Below are 26,005 nucleotides of genomic sequence, written 5' to 3'. Positions count from 1 at the left end.
GGCAGCATCTGGCCCAAGGCGACTCCGACCGGGATATGAATAAAGACTGCCACACAAACCTGTCCGAGGCGGGAGTCACGCACACCCGCTCAGTGGTCGTTGTCTGGCGCATTTCGGCGGTCTTAATGACGCGCTTTTTGGCTGAGGCCACATCGCTTCGGCCGATACATGTGCAGCCACAGCGCTGGCATAATTGAGGGGAGCGCGATTGGGGCCACCGCCGAGCGCGCTCCAGATGGTCTCGATACTCAGCCTTTTAATTCTTTAGCATCGGCGGTGGCCGTAACCGCCCTTGGCTTCCGCTTCCGACGCACCTCAAAGACGGAGAGATCGGTCAACGTGAAACCAGCGCCATCAGTGAGAAAGGCTTCTTTGACTGTATCCTCTGGCCCAAAATGCTCGCGCACAATTGGATGGTCGATCACGTCGTATATTCGCTTCCCGATGCTGGCTACGATTTGAGCCTCAGGGAAGTGCTGATTGACCACAACACCTTTAGGCGGCGGATTTTCAGATCTGATTGATTTGATCTGCTTCTCCGAAAGCCAAACGTTTACGCCGCCGAGCTTGTCAATCTTGGCGTATGCCCGAGCCCATGACAATAGTGACCAGTTACTCATGCAGACCCTCTGAACACTGCAGCGGTTAAAATTGGGTGCAGTGCGTTGAAACGATCTGCCGTGGCGGAGCATCAGACCCGCCACCGCCCACAGGATTGACATCAAGTTCGGTTGGCTGATCTCGTTTTACAATCGACACAAGCGTCCTTTCGCCTGCCATCGACAGTCCGGTGTATCTCCGGTGAAATTTGCCGATATTCACGTTGTATTCCTGTATTGTTCCGCGTATTGAAAAAGCAGAAATCTCAGTTTTCCGACATTTTCGGGATTAGGCGCTGTCCTCCGAAGGCAGAGGCCACAGGTTCGAATCCTGTCGGGTGCGCCAAATTCAAGCCGGCCAGGAAACGTTGGGGACCAGCACACCAGAAATGGGCCGTCAGCCGACCGGCTGCCTTGAAGCACTCCGCTTGGTCATGCTGCCGCCGTTGCTGTCTCGCAACGGGAGCGCGACGGGCTATAGATGAAATCGTATGCTCACGCGGCCTAGGGCCTCGATTTCAGGCCAATGATAGCGAAGTGAGCATTGGAATAGCTGGGTGTCGCGCTCTCGAACTTTGTCACTTCCGTTGAGGGCACGATGAGAAAGGACACGCCTTCGCGACGGGCGAGAGCGACGATCTCCTCGGGTGTGGAGGCGGCTTGCAGCGCCGCCTTGCGCGACGACCAGATTGGTAGAAATGAGGGCCGCCATAGCACGGCTGCGCCCTGAGATTCTTCCCACCACACGGTGCGCCGGGAGAAGAGCGAGAACCCATCCTCTACCCCAATGGGCAGAAACTGGGCGTCTATTGCAGTATGAACGCGTGCCCAGTCTTGCGCCTCCCGGAAGTCACGCTGCTGCTCGGTCGGGTTAGGCGCGAAATCGTGACGCACACCATTGGCGAAGCCCGCCGCGCTCATCAGCGGTACAAGCGCAATCAAGCCGGCCCTGGCGAGCGGCCGCGCGAAGGAGATCGCGCGCATCGCCGGAACCAGCAACACAATTGCACTTCCGCTCATGATCAAAGCGACGCCGACGACGTCGTGCCGGATGGTCCACAGCGCCAATATGGCGCCCGCTGCTGCGACGATCGAACCGACCGCGTGCCATCGCGGCTGAAAGAACAGCAAGAGCGCGCCCGCAGCAACCGCGCACACGCCTGTAACCCCGACCCATGATGACAGGGGGGCAATGGCAACCAATCCCAGGGCGGCCGCCACCAAACGCAGATGGAACGGCGCCCCTTTCGGTCTGAGCAGCGCCACGGCCGCCAGGATTGCGCACATGAGGAAGAAGGCGAGTGCGGCCTTGGCTGTCATCTCCATGGGCGGCGCAGGAAGCAGCACGGCAAGCGTGCAGGCAACCGATAGCGACAGTGCCACACCACGTGTCCGCCGATGGCGTGTCGGGACGGCCAGCGCAAAGCCGAACACGCTCACAACGGGCATTTTCAGGACGAAACCGGCAAGCGCTAGCGCTGCAGCAAAAAGGGCAAGCCCTGAGCGCGCATCATCCTCAACTCGATCGGTCCCCGCTGCGATGAACAACACCCCCGCGCCTACTGCGGCCAATAGGATCGGCACGCTCGTAAAGCGAAGCGGGTGAAGCAGCAGCAGCAGTGGGATTTCGACGATGTAGGGCATGGTTGCCGCCACGCCGAGCACTGCGGTACAGGCCAGCATCACCACCGCCAGCCGCTGCCCAGGGTCGCCGGGGACCGCCGAACGGATCGCGAGCGCCGCACTCAACAAGAGCGCAAAGCACTGCACCAGCGCCTGCGGATAATCGAGGGCATAGATGTGCCCGGCCAGAAATTCGTGAAAAAACGAGACGGGAATGGCGCCGCTGTCTTTGCCAGCCGCCAGTCCCCACACAGTGACGGGCGCGGCGATCAACAGGAAGGCAGCCGAGAATCCGAACTGCTCTCGCGTTGCGATCCGTCGCTGTGTGGCGATCAGGGCCAAACCCGCGGCACACGCGCTCCAGACAGCGATGAACAGGTTGATGTTCGCAGCCACCCCCAGCATTGCGCCCGCCAGATAGGGTCGCCCGGTCATGATCCGGACGAGGCCGAAGAGCGACAGCGCAATCGCGTATTGGGTATGGGTGGCATAAGTGACGAAAATCTCGGAATATCCGAGCGCGGTTGCGCCCCATAGTCCGTAGGCGAAACTCAGGAACCCTGTGACGAATGCGGTAGGCCATACCGGCTGCCCGGCCTTGCGGATGAATGTGAAAATCGCGCTCGCCAGCAGCGCATTGCCGGCAAGTTGAATGGCCACGAAGACCGTTTGAATGTTCCGCTCGTCCGTGAAACTTCGCACGCCGATCCAGAACAGGCTGATGAAGTTTGCAAAGCTCTTCGTATAGGTGTCGTGCGGCCCGTCCGCCGAGCCGGCGAAATCGAGCACCACCGGAATTTGCCAGCGATTGTTCTGTTCGGGGAAGTTGATGCCCGACAGGAAGGTGGCGCACACAGCGGCAACAATGCAGAATAACAAAGGCGCCGTCCAAGACAGCCGCCCGAGAGCTGCCCTGATCTGCCCACCTGGGCCGTTGGTTGCGTCCACAAGCCTCATGCCGGACATTCCGCTTCGCTCCGCATCAGCGCAGGACGAGTGGCTCGGGGAGACCATAAAGCGCAACGACGAAAATGGCTGCCATTGCAAAGGCGACCAGGATGCTGCGCCGGTCTCTGATCGCGAACGCAACGGGATCGCCTTCGACCTCGCCACGCCGCGCCATCATCCAGGTGCGATTCATCCAGTAGATGAGGGGGAGGCAGAGCAGCCAGAGAAGCTCGGGCAAAGCATAGCGTGCGGCTGTTGCGGGGTCATAGGCGAACAGCGCGAGAACCAGGATGGCCACCATTCCGGCAGCGATGCCCGACATCATCACCACATCGGCATCGCTGCCCACGTAACCGCGGCCGCTGAGCAGTCGATCCGGTGTAATCGCATCGCGCATTTCGATGTAGCGCTTGAGATAGGCGAGGCTCAGGAACAGGAATACCGAGAACAGCAGGAGCCAGAAACTCAAGGACACACCGATGGCGACACCGCCAATCCACAGTCGGATCGTGTATAGTGAGGCGAGGACGATCGCATCGCCCACCATCACCGACTTGAGGCGGAAAGAATAGGCGGTCGTAATCGCCATGTAGACGAGCAGCCAGAAGGCTAGCTGCAATCCTCCGAGCAGCCATCCCCCCCCAAGTCCGACGCCAGCCAGGAGGACAGACACACCGAGGGCAGCTGGAATGGAAAGATCTCCGTGCGCGAGCGGTCTCGTCCATTTGGTGCGGTGCGCGCGATCGGAATCGATATCGAGCAGATCGTTCAGAAGATAGATCGACGAGGCTATCACCGACATTAACACCGCGGCGCCCAGGGCCTTCAGGAAAACCGTCGGCTCAGTGAATTCTCCCGATGTGAAGGCTGGCACGAGCACCAGGCCATTCTTGGCCCACTGGTGGGGCCGTGCGGCCTTTGCCAGCGCGCGCATAATGCCAGGCCGGGCTTTCCCGAGACGCTTGACCCGGCCGCTTGCCGGCAAATAACCAACCGACCAGCTCTGCCGCGCCTCACGCCACAGGCACTGATCGGCCTTCGAATCGCCGATATAGTCGAACGGCGCCTCCGGGCCGATCCGTTGCCGGATCGCCGCAAGTTTGACCTCGCTCTTCAGGTTGGTGCGGCCGCGCGAGGCCATGACGGGGCCCGGCAGGCCGAGGTGGCGCGCGATGCGCAGGATATTGCGCCGATGACTTGCGCTCGCGAGAATAACCGGACGGCCATCCTGGCGGGCCTGCTCAATGAGATCCAGCACCTCCTGGCGATAGGGAAGCTGCGCCGGATCCACTGGATCGCGCCTTGCGGCCATCGTCTTTGCGATTGCGCGACCGCTGACCAACCAGCCCAGCAGCGCGATGACTGCGAGGACACCGGATCGCGCGATGCGGACAAAGCTCTCCAGCGAGATGTCGGCGCGGGTCAGAGTGCCGTCGACATCCACAAATAGCGGCACGGCCTCGTCCGCGGCGACGGGCTGTTCATGAAGCATGGCGGCGAGATTTCCGGTCGGCGATCATCGGGCCGCAGTTACGCCGACCGTGCGACGAGCACGCAACCGACGGCGATGAGCAGGGTGCCACCGATACGTCCGGCCGTCATACTCTCGTGGAGAACCAAGATGCCGGCGAGCATCGTCAGTACGAATCCCATACCAACGAACGGATAAGCGAGTGACAGGGGCGCGCGGCCGAGGACGAACAGCCACAGCAGAGCCCCGACGCCATAGAGGGCAAGTCCCACAAAGATCATCGGCGACTGGAGGAAGGCGCCAATTTCGGCGCCGATCCCGCCCGCCCGATCGCCAGCGGTTGCGGTTGTTCCCATCTTGAGCGCGAGTTGCGCCAGTGCCGAAAGGCTCACGCTGGCCAGGATCAAAAGAAACAAGCGAACCGTCATGGAAAAGCTCTCACCCCATCGGAGGATCGCATTAACCGCGCGGCGATTAAGATAGGGTTAGGCCGCGTTAACATTGTCCGGGAGCATATTCCGGCACTCGTGGCGCCGCTCTGGCGCCCGAATCCTTGACGAACCATCGGGCTGTGCCCGCAAATCTCGCGCCTCGTAGGATTGCCGGCTACAATGAGCCCATAGCGGAGCTATTGCCTGCGTTGCACGTAGATCTCCCGCTGATCACGGTGCCCATTACTTTCATGTGGGGAGCACCATTTCCTCGACCGAGCGCTCCCCGCAATACCGGGTATCGTCCCGCCGGCAGGCGCGGCGACGATGAGGCCGCTCACCATCGCCGCGCGATGCCCGCGCGCGGCGAGAGATGCCGGTCAGAGGTAGCGCATGCGCATGACGACGTTTGTCACCCCGTTGCCGACCTTGAAGGTGGCTTTCTTCACATTCGGCTTGCCGAGGTTGAAGATGTTGATCGGCGGATCGTTCGACATCGCGGCGCCGTCGATCGTGATATCGTCCTCGTCGTTGCCGTTCTTGTCATGCCGCGCGCCGAGCGCATATTCGCCGGGCGCATCGACGGGAATGCAGAAGGTCATCGTTCCGGCCTTGGCAGGGATGTCGATCCGCTTGAGCCAGCGGCCCTTCTTCAGCCAGTCGGATTTCTTCGCGTAATAGCTGTGCAGTCGAACATTGCCGGTGCTCGACTTGATATCGGTGATCGTCACGCGGATCGCCGGGCCCTTGCCGGCGCTGCAATTGGACAGGTTGTTGCTGATTCGCTGCTCGTACTGCGCCTGGGTGGCAACCGGGGTTGCCATCATTGCGCCCGCGACGATCCCCATCCCGAGGCGCTTGGCAGTCTTGTTGCTGATCTTCATCATGTATTGCTCATGTTCCTGTTGGCGGGCGATGCTCAAGAGCAATGCTCGGGCGCAACCCTTTTCGAAGCTCGATCATAGGTTCGGTCACTGAATTCTCGCTGAACTCGTGCTAGGCAAGGCAGTCCGCGACGCTTTGACCGCACATTTGCGGCAGGAGTGGGGGAAAACGCGCAATTGCGTGTCTCTTTCCGATTCGCGACCCGCTAAGGAAGCAAGTCCGACCGCCCCGAGCCTTACCCCGAAGTGCATTGCACATGACCATACCGCTCATTGCCCCCTCGATCCTTTCCGCCGATTTCGCCCGGCTGGGCGAAGAGGTGCGCAGCGTCGATGCGGCCGGGGCGGACTGGATTCATATCGATGTGATGGACGGACATTTCGTTCCCAATCTCACCATCGGACCTGCCGTGATCAAGGCGCTGCGCCCGCACAGCGACAAGCCGTTCGACGTGCACCTGATGGTCAGCCCGGTCGATCAGTGGCTGGAAGCCTTTGCCGATGCCGGCGCCGACCACATCACGATTCACCCCGAGGCGGGCCCGCACACACATCGCACGCTCCAGACGATCCGTTCGCTGGGCAAGAAGGCGGGCGTGGTCCTCAATCCCGGCACGCCCGAAAGCGTGCTCGAATATTTGATCGACATGGTCGACCTGGTGCTGGTGATGAGCGTCAATCCCGGTTTCGGCGGGCAGAGCTTCATCGACAGTCAGCTGCGCAAGATCGAAGCGATCCGCGCGATGATCGATGCGACGGGGCGTGACATCTGGCTGGAGGTCGACGGCGGGGTCGACGCGCACACCGCCCCGCGCTGCGTCGCTGCCGGGGCGGATGTGCTGGTGGCGGGCTCGGCCACCTTCAAGGGCGGGCCGGGATGCTACGCCGCAAATATTGCGGGTCTGAAAGGGAAGACGGACTGATGGTCGATCCGATAGGGCATGATCCGGTTCGCGATGTCGCGGACGATTCCGGCGACACGCCCGATCGTGAAGAGCGCGCCGCGCGCCAGTTGATCATGACACTCGCCGACAAGCCCGAGCCAACCGCGCTCTCCGAAAAGGACACTGCCAACGACCTGTCCGTGCCGCTGCCGGGCAAAGATGCCAGGGCGCCCAGGCGCGAGGTCGAAGTGGTTTCGCCTTCGCGTGCGCTGGTGCCGCAGGAAATCGGCGCGCCGCGCGTCGGTCCGGGCGAGCGACTGGTGCGGATGGCCTATGCTGCGGGGATCCGTGGGCGGCTGATCACGTCGCCGCTGTCCACGCCTGCCAAGCGGCGCATGCTCGCCACGGTCACCCCGCCGCTGGAGGGCGAACGTGCGGCAGGCATGGCGCTTCGGGCAGGACATTTCCTCGTCCACGGGGTCAAACTGCCGATCGCACAGCTCGAATTCGGGCCCGGCACGCGGCAGCAGACGCCTTTGATCGAGCGGTACGTCCATTCCTATGGCTGGCTGCGCGACCTCGCCGGCTCGGGCGCGCGCCCGCAGGTCGAAGCGACCGCGCTGCGCATTCACCGCATGTGGCTCGATGCGCATCCGTTGCCGGGCAAGGGGCCTGCCTGGGACATCGAAGCGAGCGCCCGGCGGGTGCTGGCGTGGCTGGTCCATGCGCCGCTGATCCTTTCCAACAAGGCGGTTCGCGGACGCACGCTGCTGGCGCTCGACAAGACGACCCGCTGGCTCGATGCGCAGGTGACGAAGGCGCCCGACAAGCAGGCCGAGGTGTTCGGCTGGGGCGCGCTCGTGGCAGCCGGGCTGCTGCTGCCCGAGGGCAAGCCGCGCCGTCTCTATGCCGAGGCCGGGCTGGCCCGCGCGCTGGGCGAATTCGTCGGCGAGGATGGCGGCGTGCAGTCGCGCAGTCCCATCGCGCAGATGGAAATGCTCGAACTGCTGACCGAGCTGGCCGCCTGTTATCGCGCGATGAAGATGGACCCGCCCAAATTCGTCGGCGCGGTGACCGAACTGATCGTTCCGCCGCTGCTGGCGGTGGTGCACGGCGAAGGCGGGCTCGGCAACTGGCAGGGCGCGGGCGCGGTCTCGTCCGACCGGATCGGCGAGCTGGTCAAGGCCAGCGGTGTCCGTACCCGCCCGCTCAAGGAACCGCGCGGCTGGGGCTATCACCGCGCGAGCGCAGGCAAGACGATTCTGCAATTCGATGCCGCCCCGCCGCCGGTCGCCAAATATGCGCGGTCTGGCTGCGCCTCGACGCTGGCGTTCGAACTGTCGGCCCAGGGGCAGCGGATCATCGTCAATTGCGGCGGCGCGGCCTGGGCAGGCGGGCAGGTGCCCGCGCGGATCGAACAGGGCCTGCGGGCCACTGCCGCGCATTCGACGCTGGTGCTGGAAGATGTCAACTCGACCGCGATCCTCATCAAGGGGAAGCTGGGCGACGGGGTCGGCGAGGTCGAAGTCGACCGCCGCACCGTGGGTGGCAAGCGGGGCGGCGCAACCCGGCTGGAAGCGAGCCACGATGGCTATGCCAGCCGCTTCGGACTGACCCATCGCCGCGTGCTGATGCTGCGCGAGGATGGCACCGAGCTGGTCGGCGAAGACGTTCTGCTGCCCGCCAGCAAGCGCGGCAAACGCGGCAAGGTCGGCTATGCGATCCGTTTCCACCTCGGGGTCGGGATCAGTGCGCGCCTGTCCGAAGACCGCAAGGGCGCAGGCCTCGCGCTGCCCGACGGTTCGCACTGGCAATTCCGCGTCGCAGGCGAATATACGGGCACCCTCTCGATCGAAGACAGCCTCTTCGTCGATGCGCAGGGCCGGCCACAACCGATCCAGCAGCTGGTCCTGCAGGGCATGACACCGCGCAGCGGCGGCAGCTTTGCCTGGCTGTTCAAGAAGATGGGATAGTTTCTTTGACTGATATCGCGATCCGCAGGGCCCTCCTTTCCGTTTCCGACAAGGAGGGGCTGCCCCAGCTTGGCCGCGCATTGGCGGACCGGGGGGTGGAGCTGGTTTCCACCGGCGGCACGGCGCGGGCGCTGCGCGAAGCTGGGCTCGAGGTGCGCGACGTGTCCGACCTCACCGGTTTTCCGGAGATGATGGACGGGCGGGTCAAGACGCTGCACCCCAAGGTCCATGGAGGGCTGCTCGCGCTGCGCGACGATGATGCGCACGTCGCATCGATGGAAGAGCACGCGATTGCGCCGATCGATCTGGTGGTCGTCAATCTCTACCCGTTCGAAGCGACGGTTGCGAAAGGCGCCGACCGGCCCGAGATTATCGAGAACATCGATATCGGCGGGCCTTCGATGGTGCGCTCGGCCGCCAAGAACCACCAGTTCGTCACCATCGTCACCGATCCGGCGGACTACTCGACCCTTATCGAGGAGCTGGAGCAGGGCGACGGTGGTACGACCCTCGCCTTCCGCAAGCGGATGGCGGCCAAGGCCTTCGCCGCGACCGCTGCCTATGATTCGATGATCAGCCAGTGGTTCGCATTGGCAGACCAGCAGCAGCAATTCCCCGACTTCCTGGCGGTCAACGGCACGCAGCCAACCGTGCTGCGCTATGGCGAGAATCCGCACCAGCACGCGGCGCTCTACAAGCCCTTGGGCCCGCACCAGCAGGGCATCGCGCAGGCCGCGCAGCTGCAGGGCAAGGCGCTGTCCTATAACAACTACAACGATGCCGACGCGGCGCTGGAATTGTGCGCCGAATTCGCGGGCGAGCGACCGGCGGTCATCATCGTCAAGCACGCAAATCCGTGCGGCGTGGCGCAGCGCGACACGCTGATCGATGCCTGGAACGAGGCGCTGGCATGCGACTCGGTGTCGGCCTTTGGCGGCATCGTCGCGGTCAATACCGAGCTCGATGGCGAAACCGCGCGCGCGATCTGCGAGATCTTCACCGAAGTCGTCATCGCGCCGAGCGTGTCGGACGAAGCGCGCGAGGCTTTCGCCAAGAAGAAGAACCTGCGGCTGCTCACGGTCGGCGAATTGCCGGACGCGCGCCGCAACGGCCTGACGGTCAAGCCGATCACCGGCGGGCTGCTGGTCCAGAGCCGCGACAACGGCATGGTCTCGCCTGCCGATCTGAAGGTCGTGACCAAGCGCGAACCGACAAGCCAAGAGCTGAAAGACTGCCTCTTCGCCTGGACCGTTGCGCGCCATGTCAAGTCGAACGCGATCGTCTACGCCAGGGATGGCGCGACCGCCGGGATTGGTGCGGGCCAGATGAACCGGCGCGATTCCTCGCGCATCGCGGCGGTCAAGGCCGCCGAAGCTGCCGAGAAATATGGCTGGGCCGAGTCGCGAACCGTCGGCAGTGCGGTCGCCTCGGACGCCTTCTTCCCCTTCGCCGACGGCCTGCTCGCCGCTGCCGAAGCGGGCGCGAGCGCGGTCATCCAGCCGGGCGGTTCGATCCGCGATGACGAGGTGATCGCCGCCGCTAACGAGGCGGGGCTGGCGATGCTTTTCACCGGAATGCGTCACTTCCGGCACTGAGCCGCACCGCAATTGCGTTACCGATCCGGCGCGTTGCACGGATCGTCGTGTGCTTTCGCCGAATTCACCGATCCGAAAGCGGTCGCACCCCATATCGGGGGCAAGCAATCAATCCGCCTGGAAATACGCCCATGAAACTCTTCACCTCAGACCTCTTTCGCAGCTTCGGCGTCGGCTTCGGCGTCGTTGCCGTCACGCTCGTCATGACGCGCTTCGACGGTGCGCAGGCGCTTATCGGGGTCCTCCCGTGAGCAAACGAACGACCGGACTTCTAACGCTGATCGCTGCCGGGTCGCTCGCGCTTGCAGGATGCGGCCCCGCACTGGCGGCGGAAAATCACGTCCGCGCGCCGGTTGCGCAGGTGAAAGCGAAGGAGAGCGGCCTCAAGACCGCAGTCTTCGCGGGCGGATGCTTCTGGGGCGTCGAGGCGGTCTTCAGCCATGTCAAAGGCGTGAAGAGCGCCAAGGCCGGCTATCACGGTGGCACGAAACGGCAGGCCGACTACAAGCTCGTCTCCAGCGGCATCACCGACCATACCGAAGCGGTGAAGATCACCTATGATCCTTCGCAGATTCGTTATGACCAGCTGCTGCGCATCTTTTTCTCGGTGGTTGCCGACCCGACCCTGCGCAACCGTCAGGGCCCCGATCGCGGCGCGCATTACAACGCCGAGCTTGTCCCGCTTTCGGCGGAACAGCGCAAGGTCGCGCGCGCCTATCTCGCGCAGATGAAGCGCAGCGGAACGTGGGACAAGCCGATCGTGACCGACATCGTCCCCGCCAAGACGTTCTACGAGGCCGAGGATTACCATCAGAACTTCGCCGCGAAGAATCCCGACCACGGCTACATCGTGCGCTGGGACGCGCCCAAAGTCGCCGCGCTCAAGGAATTTTATCCCGGCGTCTACCGCGCCAGTTTCCTCAAAGACTGACGCTGGAAACCCGGCGCCCGGCGCGCTATCTTCAGCCAATGGCAACTGCACACAAGCATTCGCATCACGAACACGAAGGCGAGGCGCTGATCACCGCCGCCAAACGCTCGCTCGAGGAACAGGGGGAGCGCTGGACCGGCATGCGCGCCGAAGTGTTCGAGGAACTGGCGAAACATTCGCGCCCCGTTTCGGCCTATGACATTGCCGAGAACCTTAGCAATCAGCGTGGCAGCCGGGTCGCGCCGAACAGCGTCTACCGCATTCTCGACATCTTCGTGCGGGGTAATCTCGCCAACCGTATCGAGAGTGCCAACGCCTTCCTCGTCAATTCGCATCCGGGGTGCCGGCACGATTGCATCTTCCTGATTTGTGACGATTGCGGCGCGGCGGACCATATCGACGACGACCGACTGACCGGCGCGCTGCGCAACGCGGGCACCGAAGCAGGCTTTGCCGAGGTACGCCCGGTGGTCGAGCTACGCGGATTGTGCGGATCCTGCGCGCGATAGAGCGGCAAGTTGCTAGCCTGACGCACTTTGTCGACAGGCGCGATTCCACGTTGTAGGACTGTTAGCCATGAATAAACGCCCTGCAACGCCGCTGCTCGACAAGGTCGCTCTTCCCGCAGATCTCCGCAAGATCGACCGTGATAAACTCCGCCAGCTGGCCGACGAATTGCGCACCGAAATGATCGATGCGGTCGGCACCACCGGCGGGCATCTGGGCTCGGGCCTCGGCGTGGTCGAGCTGACCGTGGCGATCCATTACATCTTCAACACGCCCGAGGATCGTCTGATCTGGGATGTCGGCCACCAGTGCTACCCGCACAAGATCCTGACCGGGCGGCGCGACCGCATCCGCACGCTGCGGCAGGGCGGCGGCCTGTCGGGCTTCACGAAGCGGACCGAGAGCGAATACGACCCCTTCGGCGCCGCGCATTCCTCCACTTCGATCAGCGCGGGGCTGGGCTTCGCGATGGCGAACAAGCTGCAGGACAAGCCCGGCCGCGCGATCGCCGTGATTGGCGACGGCGCAATGAGCGCAGGGATGGCCTACGAGGCGATGAACAATGCCGAACAGGCGGGCAACCGGCTGGTCGTGATCCTCAACGACAACGACATGTCGATCGCGCCCCCGGTGGGCGGGCTTTCGGCATACTTGGCGCGCGTGGTTTCGAGCGGCGAATATCTCGGCCTGCGCAGCCTTGCCTCCAAGGTCGCCAAGAAGATGCACCGCCGCCTGCATTCCTCGCTCGGCAAGGCGGAGGAATTCACCCGCGGCATGGTGACCGGCGGGACCTTGTTCGAGGAGCTGGGCTTCTACTACGTCGGGCCGATCGACGGACACAATCTCGACCACCTGATCCCGGTGCTGGAGAATGTGCGCGATTCCGATCAGGGCCCGGTCCTGATCCATGTCGTGACCGAGAAGGGCAAGGGCTACAAGTTCGCCGAGGAAAGTGCGGACAAGTACCACGGCGTCTCCAAGTTCGACGTCATCACCGGCGAACAGAAGAAGTCGAAGGGCGGCCCGCCCAATTACCAGAACGTGTTCGGCGAAACCCTCGCCAAGCTGGCCGAGACCGACGATCGCATCTGCGCGATCACCGCCGCGATGCCGGGCGGCACGGGGGTCGACAAGTTCGCCAAGGCGCACCCCGAACGCAGCTTCGATGTCGGCATTGCCGAACAGCACGGTGTGACCTTTGCCGCCGGGCTCGCCGCGCAGGGCATGCGTCCTTTCGCCGCGATCTACTCGACCTTCCTCCAGCGCGCCTACGACCAGGTGGTCCACGACGTTGCGATCCAGAATCTGCCGGTGCGCTTCGCGATCGACCGTGCCGGGCTGGTCGGCGCGGACGGATGCACGCATGCGGGATCGTTCGACGTCACCTATCTGGCGACGCTGCCCAACATGGTGGTGATGGCGGCCGCCGACGAGGCGGAGCTGGCGCACATGACCTACACCGCCGCCGAGTACGACGACGGCCCGATTGCCTTCCGCTATCCGCGCGGCGCGGGCACGGGTGTCGAAATCCCGGAGAAGCTGGAAAAGCTGGAGATCGGCAAGGGCCGGATCGTCAAGGAAGGCAGCAAGGTTGCGATCCTCTCGCTCGGCACACGGCTGGGCGAAGCGCTGGAAGCCGCCGAACAGCTCGAAGCACGCGGCCTGTCGACGACGGTGGCGGACATGCGCTTCGCCAAGCCGCTCGACACCGCATTGATCGAAAAGGCGATGCGCGAGCACGAGGTGGTGCTGACGATCGAGGAAGCCGCCATCGGCGGGCTCGGTGCGCACGTGCTCACCTACGCGAGCGATACCGGCCTCCTCGACGAAGGCCTCAAGGTGCGCACGATGCGCCTGCCCGATGTGTTCCAGGATCACGACGATCCCAAGAAGCAGTATGACGAGGCGGGGCTCAACGCGCCCGATATCCTCGACACCGTGCTCGCCGCGCTGCGTCACAACTCGGCGGGGGTCGAGGAAGCGCGGGCCTAGCGCCCTGATTCATCGAGGTTCGCGGTATCCGAAGATCGCGCGCGGGTTTGCCGAAAACCTGATTGTGGATCGGCTTTTTAGGCATGACGTTGCATGCGCCGGGGTAAATCGCACCGGCATCCACCTCTTCGTGCGTCGGCTTGCTACCGCGTGCCTACGCGCGTTCATGGGAACGATGCGCTTCCACGGCGGTATCCTTCTGGATGGCGGGGCAGGATCAACCGAGCGGCGATAGCAAACTTTCCAAGAGTATCGGGCTGTTCGACGTCTATGCCATAGCGACCGGCGCAATGTTCTCGTCCGGGCTGTTTCTGCTGCCCGGCATTGCTGCGGCACAGACCGGCAACTCGGTCTTTCTCGCCTACATGGTTGCAGGTCTGCTGATCCTGCCTGCGATGTATTGCATGGCAGAGCTGTCCACCGCCATGCCGCGTTCGGGCGGCACCTACTTTTTCCTCGACCGCAGCATGGGCCCCCTGATGGGCACGGTCGGCGGGCTCGGATCGTGGATCGCGGTGGTGTTCAAAAGCGCCTTCGCGCTTGTCGGCATGGGCGCTTACCTTGGACTCTATGTCGATCTTCCGGTCACTTGGACGGCGATCGGGCTGACGATCATGTTCGGCATCATCAACATCGTGGGCGCCAAGGAAACGACGATGCTGCAGCGCATCTTCGTGTCGACGCTGGTGGTGATCCTGACCGCCTTCGTCATCACCGCCTTCGCCCGCCTCGGCGTGGCAGACATCCTCGAGCCCGATCCGTCCTACGGCGCTTTCTTCTCCGACGGGTTCGGCGGCTTCTTCGCGACCATCGGCCTCGTCTTCGTGTCCTATGCCGGCCTCACCAAGGTCGCGAGTGTGGCGGAAGAGGTCGAGAACCCGGACCGCAACATTCCGCTCGGCATGACGCTCTCGCTGTTGACCGCGACCATCATCTATACGCTGGGCACGCTGGTAATGGTCGCCGCGCTGCCGCCCGACGATCTCTTCGGCAGCCTCACCCCGGTGGCCGATGCGGGCAAGCGGTTCCTCGGCTTCGTGCCCTACGATCTGGGCGTCACGCTGATCGTCGTCGCCGCCGTCGCTGCCTTCGCCTCCACCGGCAATGCCGGGATCATGTCGGCTTCGCGCTATCCCTTTGCCATGGCGAAGGACAAGCTGCTGCCCGACAGGCTGAGCAATGTCGGCAAGAGCGGCACGCCGACCCTCGCGATCATCGTGACGGTGATCGCGATGGTGCTGGTGCTGGCCATCTTCGATGTTCAGTCGGTCGCCAAGCTGGCCAGTGCGTTTCAGCTCCTGCTCTTCGGGCTGGTGTGCGTGGCGGTGGTGGTCATGCGCGAGAGCCGGATCGACACCTATCGCCCCGGCTTCAAGACCCCGCTCTATCCGTGGGTGCCGATCGCCGGCTTCCTGATCGCCTTCTGGCTCATCATAGAAATGGGCGCGCTGCCGATCCTCTTCACGATCGCGCTGGCCGTCGTCTGCGGGCTCTATTACCAGTTCTACGCCTACAAGCGGGTCAAGCGCCGGGGCGCGATCTATCACGTCCACCGCCAGCTGGGGCACAGCATCTACGAAGGCATCGAGGACGAGCTTGCCTCGATCGTGCACGAGCGGACCGAGCCTTCGAACCTCAAGTACGAAGCGGTGATCGCGCGATCGGCACTGATGGATCGCCCCACCGGTCGTTACGACCGCGAAAGCCTGATCGAAGAAATGGTCGCGATGGGCCAGGAACGCTTCGGCCTCGACAAGGACTTCATTGAAGGGGTCTTCAAGGGCGAGCGGATGGAGGTGCATGCGATCCGTCCGCAGATGTACCTTGCCTACAAGACCCTGGCCGAGGCCGAGCAATCGGAGCTGTTCATCTTCCGCTTCGGCGATGAGGCCGTGGTCGACATCTTGGGAGCGGAGAACGTGCACACGCTGATGTACATGGTGATGCCGCAAGAGCCTGCGGGCCTCGACCTGCGGGTGGTCGGCCACCTTGCCGAAATGGCGCAAGCCGAGGACTTCGAAAAACGCTGGCTGGCTGCCCGGAACGAGCAGGAGATCAACCGGGTGCTGATGCGCGACGATCACTATCTGCACCAGCCGATTGGCGAAATCCCCGCGCTCGCACAGGCGGCGGGCAAGCGCCTCGATGCGATCGAGCTGCCCGGCAGCTGCCAGATCGTGATGGTCGAGCGTGACACAAGTGCCATCCTCTCTCGCCCCGACCTCGTGCTGCAAACGGGCGACCGCGTGTCGATTCTCGGTGAACCCGAGGATCTGCGCGCGCTGTTCGAAGATCGCGTCGATACCGGGTCGGAATGAACGTCTCCTGCTCGACCTGAATGGTGTGGCGCGGTAGCCTCGTGCCATGTCACTGATCGAACTTGCCCGCAGCAGCCACATCGCAACCCTCACCCTCAATCGCCCCGAGAGCATGAATGCACTCGGCCAGGCGGGTGACGGGGATGCATTTGTCGAGGCTTGCAGTTCGATCAATGAGGACCCGAGCATCCGCTGCGCGATCCTGACCGGCGCGGGCCGCGCCTTCAGTGCGGGCGGCGACGTCAAGGCGATGCAGAACCGGACGGGCAACTTCGCCGGATCGCCCGCCGACATCGCCGACGGATATCGCAACAATATCCACCGCATGCTGCGGGCGCTGTATCATTTGCGCATGCCGCTGATTGCCGCGATCAACGGGCCTGCCATCGGCCTTGGCTGCGATCTTGCCTGTCTGGCCGACATGCGCATCGCGAGCAATTCAGCAAGATTCGGCGTCACCTTCCTCAAGCTGGGCCTCGTGCCTGGCGATGGCGGGACATGGCTGCTGCCGCGCGTGATCGGCGATGCGCGCGCGGCGGAGCTGTTCTTTACCGGCGATGTGATCGACGCGGCCACTGCCCAGGATTGGGGCCTCGTCAGTCGCGTAGTCGAGCCCGATGCGCTGATGGACGAGGCTCGGGCGCTCGCCACAAAGGTGGCTGCCATGCCTCCGGCTGCGCTACGCCAGACCAAGATGATGCTGCGGCAGGGACGAGGGCTGAGCTATGATGGCGCGCTCGAACTTGCGGCGAGCACACAGGGCCTCATGCACCATACCGCCGACCATGAAGAAGGCGTCGCCGCGCTGATCGAGAAACGCCCGGCCCACTTCACGGGCGGGTAGCGGGGCGCTCTCGCCCGACCGCGTGACTACACGAGAGCAGTCAGACCCAGCGCCAAACGCCTGCTTCCATGGCGTGGAGCCATGTTGCGCCCAGCCAGATCACGATGCCACCGATCCACGGGATCGCGCCCGCAGCAAACAGGTGGCCGAGGCGCGGCCAATAGCTCGTATTCGCTTCCCACGACTTCCAGGCATCGCCCATCAGCACCTCCTTCTTGCGGTCCTGCAGGTGCGCGCCGACCAGCGCGAGCGTGCCGATGGCAAGTGCGACAACCACGGTCCGCGCGGTGGGTGCGGCGATCAGGTGCGATAATGCCCACAGCGCAAAGCCCCACATCATCGGGTGTCGCGTGACCTTGAAGACGCCGCTCGGCTCCTTTTGCGCAGCCTGCTCGGCGCCGGGTGCTGGCAGCGCGGGGTTGCCGATGAGCGATCCGGCGAACAGCACCATTGCGACCAGTGTGATGACGCTCGCGACAACCCAGACCGCGTCGCCGTAGCCGCCCCACAGCGGTGCGCCCGCCGGTATCGCGACGAAGGCGAGATACATCCATGCCATCGTGGCCGCGCTGACCAGCGTATAGGCGATCATGAAGCCGGTATCGCCCAGCGCGCGCACCATGGGTCTGCGCAGGGGATGCGACATCGCAAAATGTGTGCCGACGAAAGCAACGCTGGCAGCGATCAGCGAGGTGAGCGGGTCCACCATGTCGTCTCTCCTCCCCAGATAACGCTATTCGATGCCGAGCAGCTCCACCTTGAAGACCAAGGTCGCATTGCCCGGGATCGGCCCCTTGCCGACCGGGCCGTAGGCGAGGTCGGCGGGCGCGTAGAGCTCGATCGTGTCACCCACCCCCATTTCGGGAATCGCGAGCTGCCACGCCTTGACCAGCCGTCCAAGCGGGAAGGTCGCCGGTTCGCCGCGTTCGTAAGAGCTGTCGAACTGCGTCCCGTCAAGCAGGCGCCCGGCATAATGCACGGTCACCGTATCCTCGACCGTAGGCTTCGGCCCGCTGCCGTCGCCCGATAGGAGGCGATATTTCAAGCCGCCCGGCAAGACGTGCCAGCCGTCTTCCGCCTTCAGCTCGGCAAGAGCGAGCTGCTGCTTGTTGTGCCAGGCAAGGTCATGCGCCGGCTCTTCTGCGGCATCCTGAGCAACCGCGGCACCCGGCAGGCCGAGCGCCAGAAGCGCGAGGGCGGCCTTCACCAGTCGTAGGCCTTGGGCAGGTCGCTCTCGTCGAGATCGCGATAGCGTTCGCGCAGACGCGTCTGGTGGTTGTCGGTCGGCTGGCGCACGCCGTCGATGAAGACGGCTTCCGCCGCGCTGGTCACCTCCAGCGGATCGCCGTCCCAGATCACCAGATCGGCAGTTGCCCCGTTTGAGAGCGTGCCGAGCCGCCCACCGAAGCCGGCGATTTGCGCGGGGATCGAAGTGATCGTGGCGAGGGCCTGGCCCCAGCTCAGCCCGGTGGCGCCGGGCACCCGGGTGAGGGCGACGAGATTGCCCGCATACTGGCGCGCATTACGCGGCTGTTCGCCCGTCCCGCCTTCCATCCGGCCGATCGCCACGGTGACCCCGGCGGCGCGCATCCGGCCGACATTGCTCTGGGTCGAGGCGAGCTGGTCGAAGCCCTGCGGCAGATCGTCGAGCGGATCGGCGATCACCGGCACGCCCGCCGCTGCGATATCTTGCGCGACCAGCCATCCCTCGCTCGCGCCGAGCAGGACGAGATCGAGCTGCGGAAAGGTACGCGTGAGCTTCAGGACCTCGCGGATATCGGCGGCACGCTCCACCACGACATACAGCGATTGCTCGCCGCGCACGACCGGCACCAGAGCGGCGGCATCGAAGCGGGTGAGCAGGACATCGCCCGCCCGCTCGCTGTCGCGGCCCGAGAGGCGCGGGTCGAGCGGGACATCGTCGCCGAAGCGGGCGTCCGAAGGGCGCGGGGTGGCGGCCCCGATGGCGGCGCGGTCTCCGAGGTCGGTCGCCTCGCGCAGCGCATTGCGCAGCAGGGCATGTGCGCTGGTGCGGCTGCCGCCCGAAATGCGTGCGCCACGTTCCCCGAGATCGACGACCTGGAAGGCGCGCGTCCGCGTGACCATTTCGGGGTCGGCGCCCAGATCGATGACCGCACCCTGGCCGCCGAAGATCGATGCCGATGGGCTCGAATAGACGCTCGCGCGGGTGATCCCGTCGGCGCGGGCGACCATCAGGTCCTGCGAATTGGGGTTGAGCGCGGTCGATACGTCGAGTGCAGCACTGAAGGGCGAGCCGCCTGCCGAGGAATCATTGCTGTCGCTCACCCCGTCGACATCGGACAGGCCGAGGTCGGTGATGGCCGAGAAGATGCCGGGCGTGACCCACTTGCCGGTGCCGTCGATCGTTTCGAGCCCGGCGGGGGCAGAGACGCTGGCGCCCGCCGCGACGACACGGCCATCGCGCACGACCACCGTGGCATTCTCGACCGGTTCGGAGCCGTCGCCGGTGGCAACCGTCGCGTTGGTGATGACGAAATCCTGCGCTGTGGCCGGAGCGACCATGGCCAGCGCTGCGGCGGTGCCGAGAAGGAAGCGGGCGATCATTTCACGTCTCCTTCACCGGGCTGACCAAGCTCGAAATCGCTGACCGGGCGCCGGTTGCGGTCCATCGCGTCATAGAGCAGCGCGCCGTCGACCCAGACTTTTTCGGGGCGCGAATACACGCTCAGCGGATCGCCGTTCCACAGCACCACGTCGGCCATCTTGCCCGGCTCGAGGCTGCCGGTCATCTCGTCGATCCCCATCGCCTTCGCGGCGTTGAGCGTGAACCAGCCGACCACCTCGGCATCGGGAATGTCGAGACCCATGCGACGCCCGGCGGCCTGCGCCTTGGCGGCTTCCTGGTTGAGCCGCTGGATGCCGTTCGCATCGTCGGAATGGATGATCACGCAGGCACCCGCCTGCCACAGCAGCGAGGCGTTCTCGGGAATGCCGTCGTAACTTTCCATCTTGAAGCCGTACCAATCGGCCCAGATCGCGCTGCACACGCCGTTTTCGCGCAAGAGATCGCCGATCTTGTAGGCCTCGACCGCGTGATGGAAGGCGGAAACCTTGTATCCCATCTCCTTCGCCATATCCATCACCAGCGCCATCTCGTCGGCGCGGTAGCAGTGATTGTGGATCAGGATTTCGCCGTCGAGCACGCCCGCCAGCGTTTCCTTGGCGAGATCGCGGCGGCTGCGGTCGCCATCGGCATAGGCCTTCGCGTCGAGCCACATCTGCCGGTTGACCGCGAAATTGCCCATCCGGGTGGAAGGCATGCGCCCGCGCCCGCCATAGACCCGCTTGGGATTCTCCCCGCAGGCCATCTTCATGCCGTAGGGCGCGCCGGGGAACTTCATGCCCTGGACGGTGCGCGAGGCAACGTTCTTGAGCGTGACCGAACGCCCGCCGGTGAGGTTGGCGGAGCCGGGCAGGATCTGCAGGCTGGTCACACCGCCATTGGCGAGTGCGCGGCTGAAGCCCGGGTCCTGCGGCCAGACCGAGTGTTCGGCCCAGACTTCAGGCGTCATAGGGCTGGTCGCTTCGTTGCCGTCGCTATGCGCCTGCACGGATGGGGTGGGATAGTCGCCGAGGTGCGAGTGGATGTCGATCACGCCCGGCGTCACGAACTTGCCGGTGCCGTCCACCACATCATAACCTTCGGTCGCAAGACCGGTGCCCACTTCGACCACTTCGCCATCGCGGAATAGCACGGTCGCGTTGTCGAACCGGTTGCCCGCCCCATCGAAAACGGTCGCGCCGACCAGCGCGGTCGGGCGCCCCGGGAAGCGCTGATAGGTCGAGGCATAGGGCGCGCGCCCATCCTCCCCCGCGGTGGGGGAGGAGGCGGAGGCGGCAGGGCGGGATTTCGCCGCGCCGCCGCCGCCCATGGTGGAACAGGCCCCCAGCGCGAGCGCGCCGCAAAGGGTGAGGCCATGGCTCAGAAGTTTCCGTGCCCGCATTAGTATTCCCCCCTTTGGGTGCCTTTTTCGCCCTTAGTTGATCGGCCGGGTCGTGGGGTGCATGCCCGCGCCCTGCGGCTCGCCCGGGCCCTCGGACTGGCCTTCCAGATCGTCGCCGACATCGTCGTCGGCGAGCGTGTCGAGGTGCATCAGCTTTTTCACCAGCGGGCTGATCACCATCACGACAATCCCGACGCCGACTGCGAACCAGCCAACCGTGGAGTACACGTCGAGGACGACCTGCTTGCCAGCTTCCTGGCTGACACCTTCGGCACCGGTTGCCGAAGCGATCAGGCCTGCGGCGAAGTTGCCGGTGGCCGATGCAAAGAACCAGGTGCCCATAATCAGCGAGGCCATATGGCCGGGGCTCAGGCGGTTCATCGCCGAAAGACCAACGGGCGACAAGCACAGCTCACCGGTCGTGTGCAGCAGGTAAATCAGGAAGATGAAGATCACCGGCGTCGGCACGTTCAGGCCGACGCTCTGCGCGCCCCATACCAGCACGAGGAAGCCGAGGCCGACCTGGATGACGGCCAGGCCGAACTTCATCGGGGTGGACGGTTCCGCGCCGCGTCGGGCGAGCATCTGCCACAGGCCTGCGAACAGAGGTGCCAGCAGGATGATGTAGATCGCGTTGATCGACTGGAACATCGATGCCGCAACGCCCTGCGTGTCGACATGGCGATCGGTGAACAGGTTGAGACTGGAGCCTGCCTGTTCGAACAGCGCCCAGAAGACGATCGAAACGAAGATCAGGAAGATCGCAGCGAAGATACGGTCGCGTTCCTCGCGCGGCAGACGGCCGATTGCGAGGTAGAGGACATAGGCGACCAGGCCGAGGCCGAAGAAGCCGAGCACCCAGCCGACCAGCGACTGATACTGGATCGCCAGCCAGCACAAGGCGACCATCGCCAGTCCGATGCCGTAGATGCCGAATTCGCGCCCACCGGCGAGCTTGGCCGGATCCTTGGGCTCGCCCTTGCCGAGCAGCAGCGGCTTGCCGACGATGAAGAACACCAGGCCCAGCAGCATGCCGATGCCCGCGAGGCCGAAGCCATAGGCCCAGCCGACGGTCTGGCCGAGGAAGCCGCAGATGATCGACGCCGTCGCCGCGCCGACGTTAATGCCCATGTAGAAGATGGTGTATGCCGGATCGCGGCGGATGTCGGTACGCGGATAGAGCTGGCCGACCATCACCGAGATGTTGGCCTTGAGGAAGCCCGAACCCACGATGATCAGCGCAAGCGCCATCCAGAAGATGTTGATCGTGGCATCGGCCTGCCCCCCGTCACCTTCGAAGGCCATGAAGAAATGGCCGAAGGTCAGCAGAACCGCGCCGAAGAGAACGGCTTTGCGCTGCCCGAGATAGCGGTCTGCAAGAAAGCCGCCGACCACCGGAGTAATGTAAACGAGGGCCGTGTAGGCCCCGTAGATCACGCTCGCTTCGCTATCGCTGAACATCCAGTGCTGGACGAGGTAGAAGATCAGCAGCGCGCGCATGCCGTAGTAGGAAAAGCGCTCCCACATCTCGGCCATGAACAGCAGGAACAGGCCCTTGGGATGGCCGATGACTTCGGCCTGTGGGCGTGTGGTTAAGAAAACCCCGCCGAGGAGGAAGGTGGTAAGCGCCACCACCGCGATCCAGAATGCCCACAACTCGTACGCCGAGTCGAACAATGCATTAAATTCGGCCATGAATTCCCGATCCCCAAAACAACCGCGTCCCTGCGCGGGCAATATCAAAGCGCGCACCCTAGCGCGCAAAAACTGCATGTGAAGCCCAAGCGACTCGCGCAAGTCGCATAAAATGTCCTTGCGGCGACTCATTGATGGCATTGCGGGAACCTTGACCTGCCCCGCTGTATTATGTCACTGAACCACTATGCCGCGCTCCTTCTCCTCCACCAGCACACGCCCCGTGTACCTGCGCCTGCGCGATATCATCGCCGCGGCGATCCTGGATGGCGAGTTTGCGGAGGGCGAAATGCTCCCGTCCGTGCGGGCCTTCGCGGCGGACCAGGGCGCCAATCCGCTGACCGTCGCCAAGGCCTTCCAGCAGTTCCAGGACGATGGCCTGATCGCGGTGCGGCGCGGTGTCGGCATGTATGTCACGCAAGGCGCGGCTGAGCGGTTGCGGGGTGCGGAGCGCGCGAGTTTCCTCAAGCACGAATGGCCCGAGATCAGGGCGCGGCTCGATCGTCTCGACCTGTCGCTGACTGACCTGATGTCGAACAGGGTTAAGGAATTTATAGAGAAAACCTAGCAAATGTTGCATTCGCACATTGCGCAGATGGGTGCTTTCTGGCACGCAGAATCGCCTATAAGGGTCGTACCACAGGAAAAGAGCCGGACCGTCCGCGGGCTACCGGCCCAGGCGCTTTAACGGGAGGCGCAAAGCATGATCAGATCCGAGCTGCTCCAGAAGCTGGCTCACGACAACCCCGACCTGCGCGCGCAGGAAATCGAGCAGGTGGTCGATATCTTCTTCGAAGAGATCGCCCAGCGCCTGGCTGAGGGTGGTCGTGTGGAGCTGCGCGGGTTCGGCGCCTTTTCGACCCGCGAGCGCGAAGCGCGCACGGGCCGCAATCCCCGCACGGGCGAGGCGGTCGACGTTCCTGCCAAGCGCGTGCCCTATTTCAAGCCCGGCAAGGAAATGCGCAACGCGCTCAACGACGAGTAAGCGCGTCTCGCACCGCCCGTGTTGCCAAATCATCGCCTCGCCAAATCGGAAAACGCTCGCTATCCGCACCATGCTCGCGGGTGCGAAACCTGCGTTCGCGCGGCGGGTGTGGCGGAATGGTAGACGCCGGGGACTTAAAATCCCCTGATCCTTGATCGTGTGGGTTCGAGTCCCACCACCCGCACCAGGTTGCCCCGCGAGCCCCGTTTTTCCGGGCTCGTTTACCTCTCCCTAACCATTTTCCTTCACTCCCCGGTCAAGCGATCCACAACCGGGGGCTCGAAATGAGCGAAGCACAAAGCCAAGCAATCAACGTCGATGTGGCCATTGTCGGGGCGGGCCCGGCGGGCCTTACCGCAGGCTATCTGCTGACCAAGGCCGGCAAGAGCGTCGCGATCATCGAACGCGACGAAACCTATGTGGGCGGCATCAGTCGCACGGTCGAGCACGAGGGCTATCGCTTCGACATTGGCGGGCACCGGTTTTTCTCGAAGAGCCAGCAGGTGGTCGACCTGTGGAACGAGATTCTGCCCGACGATTTCATCGAACGTCCGCGGATGAGCCGCATCTATTACGAGGGCAAATTCTACTCGTACCCGCTGCGCGCCTTCGAGGCACTGCGCAACCTCGGCCTGTGGCGCTCGACCATGTGCATGGCGAGCTACCTGTGGGTGCGCGCTTTCCCCAATCGCAATGTCAAAAGTTTCGAGGACTGGACCACCAACCAGTTCGGCAAGAAGCTCTATTCGATCTTCTTCAAGACCTATACCGAGAAGGTGTGGGGCATGCCGTGTGACGAGATGAGCGCGGACTGGGCGGCGCAGCGGATCAAGGGCCTCTCGCTGATGGGTGCGGTGATCGACGGCGTGAAGCGCAGCCTCGGCCTCAACAAGAAACCCAATGACGGGATGCAGGCGAAGACCCTGCTCGAGAGCTTCCGTTATCCGCGCCAGGGCCCCGGCATGATGTGGGAAGCCGCGCGCGACAAGATCGAAGCGACCGGCAAGGGCCGGATCATCATGGGCCATGCCCTCGACCAGCTTGCCAGTGACGGGCGCGGCGGCTGGCGGATGACCGCCAAGGGCGCGTCCGGCATGGTCACGATCGAGGCTGACCACGCGATCAGTTCCGCCCCTATGCGCGAGCTTGCGCGGCGCATGCATCCGCTGCCGCAATCGACCTTCCAGACGAACGAGCTGAAATATCGCGACTTCCTGACCGTCGCGCTGATGGTCGAGGGCGAAGACCTGTTTCCCGACAACTGGATCTACATCCACGACAGCAAGGTGAAGGTCGGTCGCGTGCAGAACTTCCGCAGCTGGTCGCCCGAAATGATCCCGGACGAGAACATGGCCTGCGTCGGCCTCGAATATTTCTGCTTCGAAGGCGACGGGCTGTGGTCGATGGACGACGACGATCTGGTCGCGCTGGCGACCGACGAGATGCGCATTCTCGGCCTGCTCGACCCTGCAAAGGTGCGCGGCGGCACGGTGGTCCGGCAGGAAAAGGCCTATCCCGTCTATGACGAGGATTACGCTGCCAATGTCGCCACGATGCGCGCCGAACTGGAGGACAAGTATCCCACGCTCCACCTCGTCGGGCGCAATGGCATGCACCGCTACAACAACCAGGACCACGCGATGATGACTGCGATGCTGACGGTCGAGAACATCATCGCCGGATCGCGGGTGTACGATATCTGGTGCGTCAACGAGGATGCCGAATATCACGAAGCCGGCGACGAAGGTGCCGAAAAGGAGCTGCCGGCCAGAGAACCGGGCCGCGAGGTCAGCGACGATCAGGCAGCCGCGCTCAATTCGATGCGCGACGTGCCGACCCGGATCGTCGAGGACGATGCCGACGGCGACCGCGCCGATACGCGCCGCGCCGCCTGAAGCTCGGCAATCGGACGGGGAACGAAAGATGCAGGCCGCCATGCAACGTCTCACCGATCTGGTGATCCTGCGATACTTGCTCGCGAGCGTCGGCGCGCTGGCGGTCGACATGGGCTCTTTCCTCGGCCTGATGCATGCCGGACTGGCGGCGACGCCGGCCTCGGCGATCGGCTATGGCGCGGGCATTCTGGCCCATTGGCTGCTATCGAGCCGGGCGGTCTTCACCGGCCGCGTGGCAGCGAAGGGCCTTGCGCGCACCCGGCAGAAGGCGCTGTTCGTTGTCTCGGCTCTGGCCGGGCTGGCGCTGACGACGGGAATCGTTGCGGCTGCCGAAGCGATGAGCCTCGACCCGCGGGCGGGCAAGCTGCTGGCCATCGTGTTGAGCTTCGCGCTCACCTGGTGGCTGCGCAACCGCGTCGTCTTCCAGCAAACGCTCTGAGCGAT

General features: G+C 64.1%; 22 protein-coding genes and 1 tRNA gene. 13 read left to right on the top strand and 10 right to left on the bottom strand.

From position 1 onward, the window contains the following. Positions 1-248 precede the first annotated feature (248 nt). The 5 genes from AAG612_RS09895 to AAG612_RS09875 form a co-directional block, all read right to left on the bottom strand. The gene (locus AAG612_RS09895) at positions 249-620 is read right to left on the bottom strand and encodes a hypothetical protein (protein WP_342509752.1); all 372 of its coding nucleotides are present in this window, start codon (positions 618-620) and stop codon (positions 249-251) included. Between the two features lie 483 nt (positions 621-1,103). Further along, positions 1,104-3,179, bottom strand: coding sequence for a hypothetical protein (locus AAG612_RS09890; RefSeq protein WP_342509750.1), 2,076 nt, complete (start codon positions 3,177-3,179; stop codon positions 1,104-1,106). 25 nt (positions 3,180-3,204) lie between these two features. Next, positions 3,205-4,662 carry a UbiA family prenyltransferase gene (locus tag AAG612_RS09885; protein ID WP_342509748.1) on the bottom strand — a complete coding sequence of 486 codons (1,458 nt, stop codon included), beginning with the start codon at positions 4,660-4,662 and terminating at the stop codon, positions 3,205-3,207. Positions 4,663-4,700: 38 nt separating this feature from the next. Next, positions 4,701-5,069, bottom strand: a complete 369-nt coding sequence (locus tag AAG612_RS09880) for a DMT family transporter (protein WP_342509747.1) — start codon at positions 5,067-5,069, stop codon at positions 4,701-4,703. Between the two features lie 383 nt (positions 5,070-5,452). Beyond that, positions 5,453-5,959, bottom strand: a complete 507-nt coding sequence (locus AAG612_RS09875; protein WP_342509745.1) for a DUF2141 domain-containing protein — start codon at positions 5,957-5,959, stop codon at positions 5,453-5,455. A gap of 254 nt (positions 5,960-6,213) precedes the next feature. Between AAG612_RS09875 and rpe the strand changes: the two genes are divergently transcribed. From rpe to AAG612_RS09835, 8 genes are all read left to right on the top strand, one after another. Beyond that, complete coding sequence (gene rpe / locus AAG612_RS09870; RefSeq protein WP_342509743.1) at positions 6,214-6,879, top strand: ribulose-phosphate 3-epimerase; 666 nt, start codon at positions 6,214-6,216, stop codon at positions 6,877-6,879. Further along, the gene (locus AAG612_RS09865) at positions 6,879-8,813 is read left to right on the top strand and encodes a heparinase II/III family protein (RefSeq protein ID WP_342509741.1); all 1,935 of its coding nucleotides are present in this window, start codon (positions 6,879-6,881) and stop codon (positions 8,811-8,813) included. Before rpe ends, AAG612_RS09865 begins: the two co-directional genes overlap by 1 nt. Before the next feature lie 5 nt (positions 8,814-8,818). Then, positions 8,819-10,408, top strand: coding sequence for a bifunctional phosphoribosylaminoimidazolecarboxamide formyltransferase/IMP cyclohydrolase (purH, locus tag AAG612_RS09860; RefSeq protein ID WP_342509739.1), 1,590 nt, complete (start codon positions 8,819-8,821; stop codon positions 10,406-10,408). Between the two features lie 247 nt (positions 10,409-10,655). Beyond that, positions 10,656-11,339, top strand: coding sequence for a peptide-methionine (S)-S-oxide reductase MsrA (gene msrA, locus AAG612_RS09855; RefSeq protein WP_342509738.1), 684 nt, complete (start codon positions 10,656-10,658; stop codon positions 11,337-11,339). Between the two features lie 38 nt (positions 11,340-11,377). Next, on the top strand, positions 11,378-11,848 hold the full coding sequence (locus AAG612_RS09850; protein WP_342509736.1) for a Fur family transcriptional regulator: 471 nt from the start codon (positions 11,378-11,380) through the stop codon (positions 11,846-11,848). 67 nt (positions 11,849-11,915) lie between these two features. After that, positions 11,916-13,838: a 1-deoxy-D-xylulose-5-phosphate synthase gene (gene dxs, locus AAG612_RS09845; protein WP_342509734.1), complete on the top strand. Its 1,923-nt coding sequence runs from the start codon at positions 11,916-11,918 to the stop codon at positions 13,836-13,838. Between the two features lie 203 nt (positions 13,839-14,041). Further along, positions 14,042-16,156, top strand: coding sequence for an amino acid permease (locus tag AAG612_RS09840; RefSeq protein ID WP_342509731.1), 2,115 nt, complete (start codon positions 14,042-14,044; stop codon positions 16,154-16,156). Between the two features lie 46 nt (positions 16,157-16,202). Beyond that, entirely contained in the window at positions 16,203-17,000 is a 798-nt protein-coding gene (locus AAG612_RS09835; protein ID WP_342509729.1) for a crotonase/enoyl-CoA hydratase family protein, read from the top strand. A 40-nt stretch (positions 17,001-17,040) separates the two neighbouring features. On the opposite strand, the gene AAG612_RS09830 is transcribed toward AAG612_RS09835, so the two are convergent. Genes AAG612_RS09830 through AAG612_RS09810 form a run of 5 tightly spaced genes read right to left on the bottom strand, consistent with a single transcriptional unit; the run spans position 17,041 to position 22,681 of the window. Next, the gene (locus tag AAG612_RS09830; RefSeq protein ID WP_342509727.1) at positions 17,041-17,709 is read right to left on the bottom strand and encodes an NnrU family protein; all 669 of its coding nucleotides are present in this window, start codon (positions 17,707-17,709) and stop codon (positions 17,041-17,043) included. 24 nt (positions 17,710-17,733) lie between these two features. Continuing rightward, on the bottom strand, positions 17,734-18,207 hold the full coding sequence (locus tag AAG612_RS09825) for an FKBP-type peptidyl-prolyl cis-trans isomerase (protein WP_342509725.1): 474 nt from the start codon (positions 18,205-18,207) through the stop codon (positions 17,734-17,736). Next, positions 18,204-19,586, bottom strand: coding sequence for an amidohydrolase family protein (locus AAG612_RS09820; protein WP_342509723.1), 1,383 nt, complete (start codon positions 19,584-19,586; stop codon positions 18,204-18,206). Before AAG612_RS09820 ends, AAG612_RS09825 begins: the two co-directional genes overlap by 4 nt. After that, positions 19,583-20,986, bottom strand: coding sequence for an amidohydrolase (locus tag AAG612_RS09815; RefSeq protein WP_342509721.1), 1,404 nt, complete (start codon positions 20,984-20,986; stop codon positions 19,583-19,585). The genes AAG612_RS09820 and AAG612_RS09815 overlap by 4 nt, the downstream gene beginning before the upstream one ends. Before the next feature lie 33 nt (positions 20,987-21,019). Then, positions 21,020-22,681 (bottom strand): peptide MFS transporter, encoded by a 1,662-nt coding sequence (locus AAG612_RS09810; protein WP_342509719.1) that lies wholly within the window; start codon positions 22,679-22,681, stop codon positions 21,020-21,022. A gap of 187 nt (positions 22,682-22,868) precedes the next feature. On the opposite strand from AAG612_RS09810, the gene AAG612_RS09805 reads away from it, so the two are divergent. The 5 genes from AAG612_RS09805 to AAG612_RS09785 all read left to right on the top strand — a co-directional run bounded on the left by AAG612_RS09805 (position 22,869) and on the right by AAG612_RS09785 (position 26,000). Next, positions 22,869-23,249 (top strand): GntR family transcriptional regulator, encoded by a 381-nt coding sequence (locus AAG612_RS09805; RefSeq protein WP_342509717.1) that lies wholly within the window; start codon positions 22,869-22,871, stop codon positions 23,247-23,249. 135 nt (positions 23,250-23,384) lie between these two features. Continuing rightward, the gene (locus tag AAG612_RS09800; protein WP_342509715.1) at positions 23,385-23,666 is read left to right on the top strand and encodes an integration host factor subunit beta; all 282 of its coding nucleotides are present in this window, start codon (positions 23,385-23,387) and stop codon (positions 23,664-23,666) included. A gap of 102 nt (positions 23,667-23,768) precedes the next feature. Continuing rightward, positions 23,769-23,853 (top strand) — tRNA-Leu (locus AAG612_RS09795). A 97-nt stretch (positions 23,854-23,950) separates the two neighbouring features. Then, positions 23,951-25,561 carry an NAD(P)/FAD-dependent oxidoreductase gene (locus tag AAG612_RS09790; protein ID WP_342509713.1) on the top strand — a complete coding sequence of 537 codons (1,611 nt, stop codon included), beginning with the start codon at positions 23,951-23,953 and terminating at the stop codon, positions 25,559-25,561. Positions 25,562-25,589: 28 nt separating this feature from the next. Then, a complete protein-coding gene (locus AAG612_RS09785) occupies positions 25,590-26,000 on the top strand; it encodes a GtrA family protein (protein WP_342509710.1) in 411 nt (136 codons plus the stop codon). Positions 26,001-26,005 lie beyond the last annotated feature (5 nt).

The sequence above is a fragment of the Citromicrobium bathyomarinum genome, from assembly GCF_038594605.1.
In the GTDB taxonomy this organism is placed as follows: domain Bacteria; phylum Pseudomonadota; class Alphaproteobacteria; order Sphingomonadales; family Sphingomonadaceae; genus Alteriqipengyuania; species Alteriqipengyuania bathyomarina_B.
The sequence above is the reverse complement of the archived record's forward strand: the minus strand, read 5'-3'. Positions and strand labels throughout refer to the sequence as shown.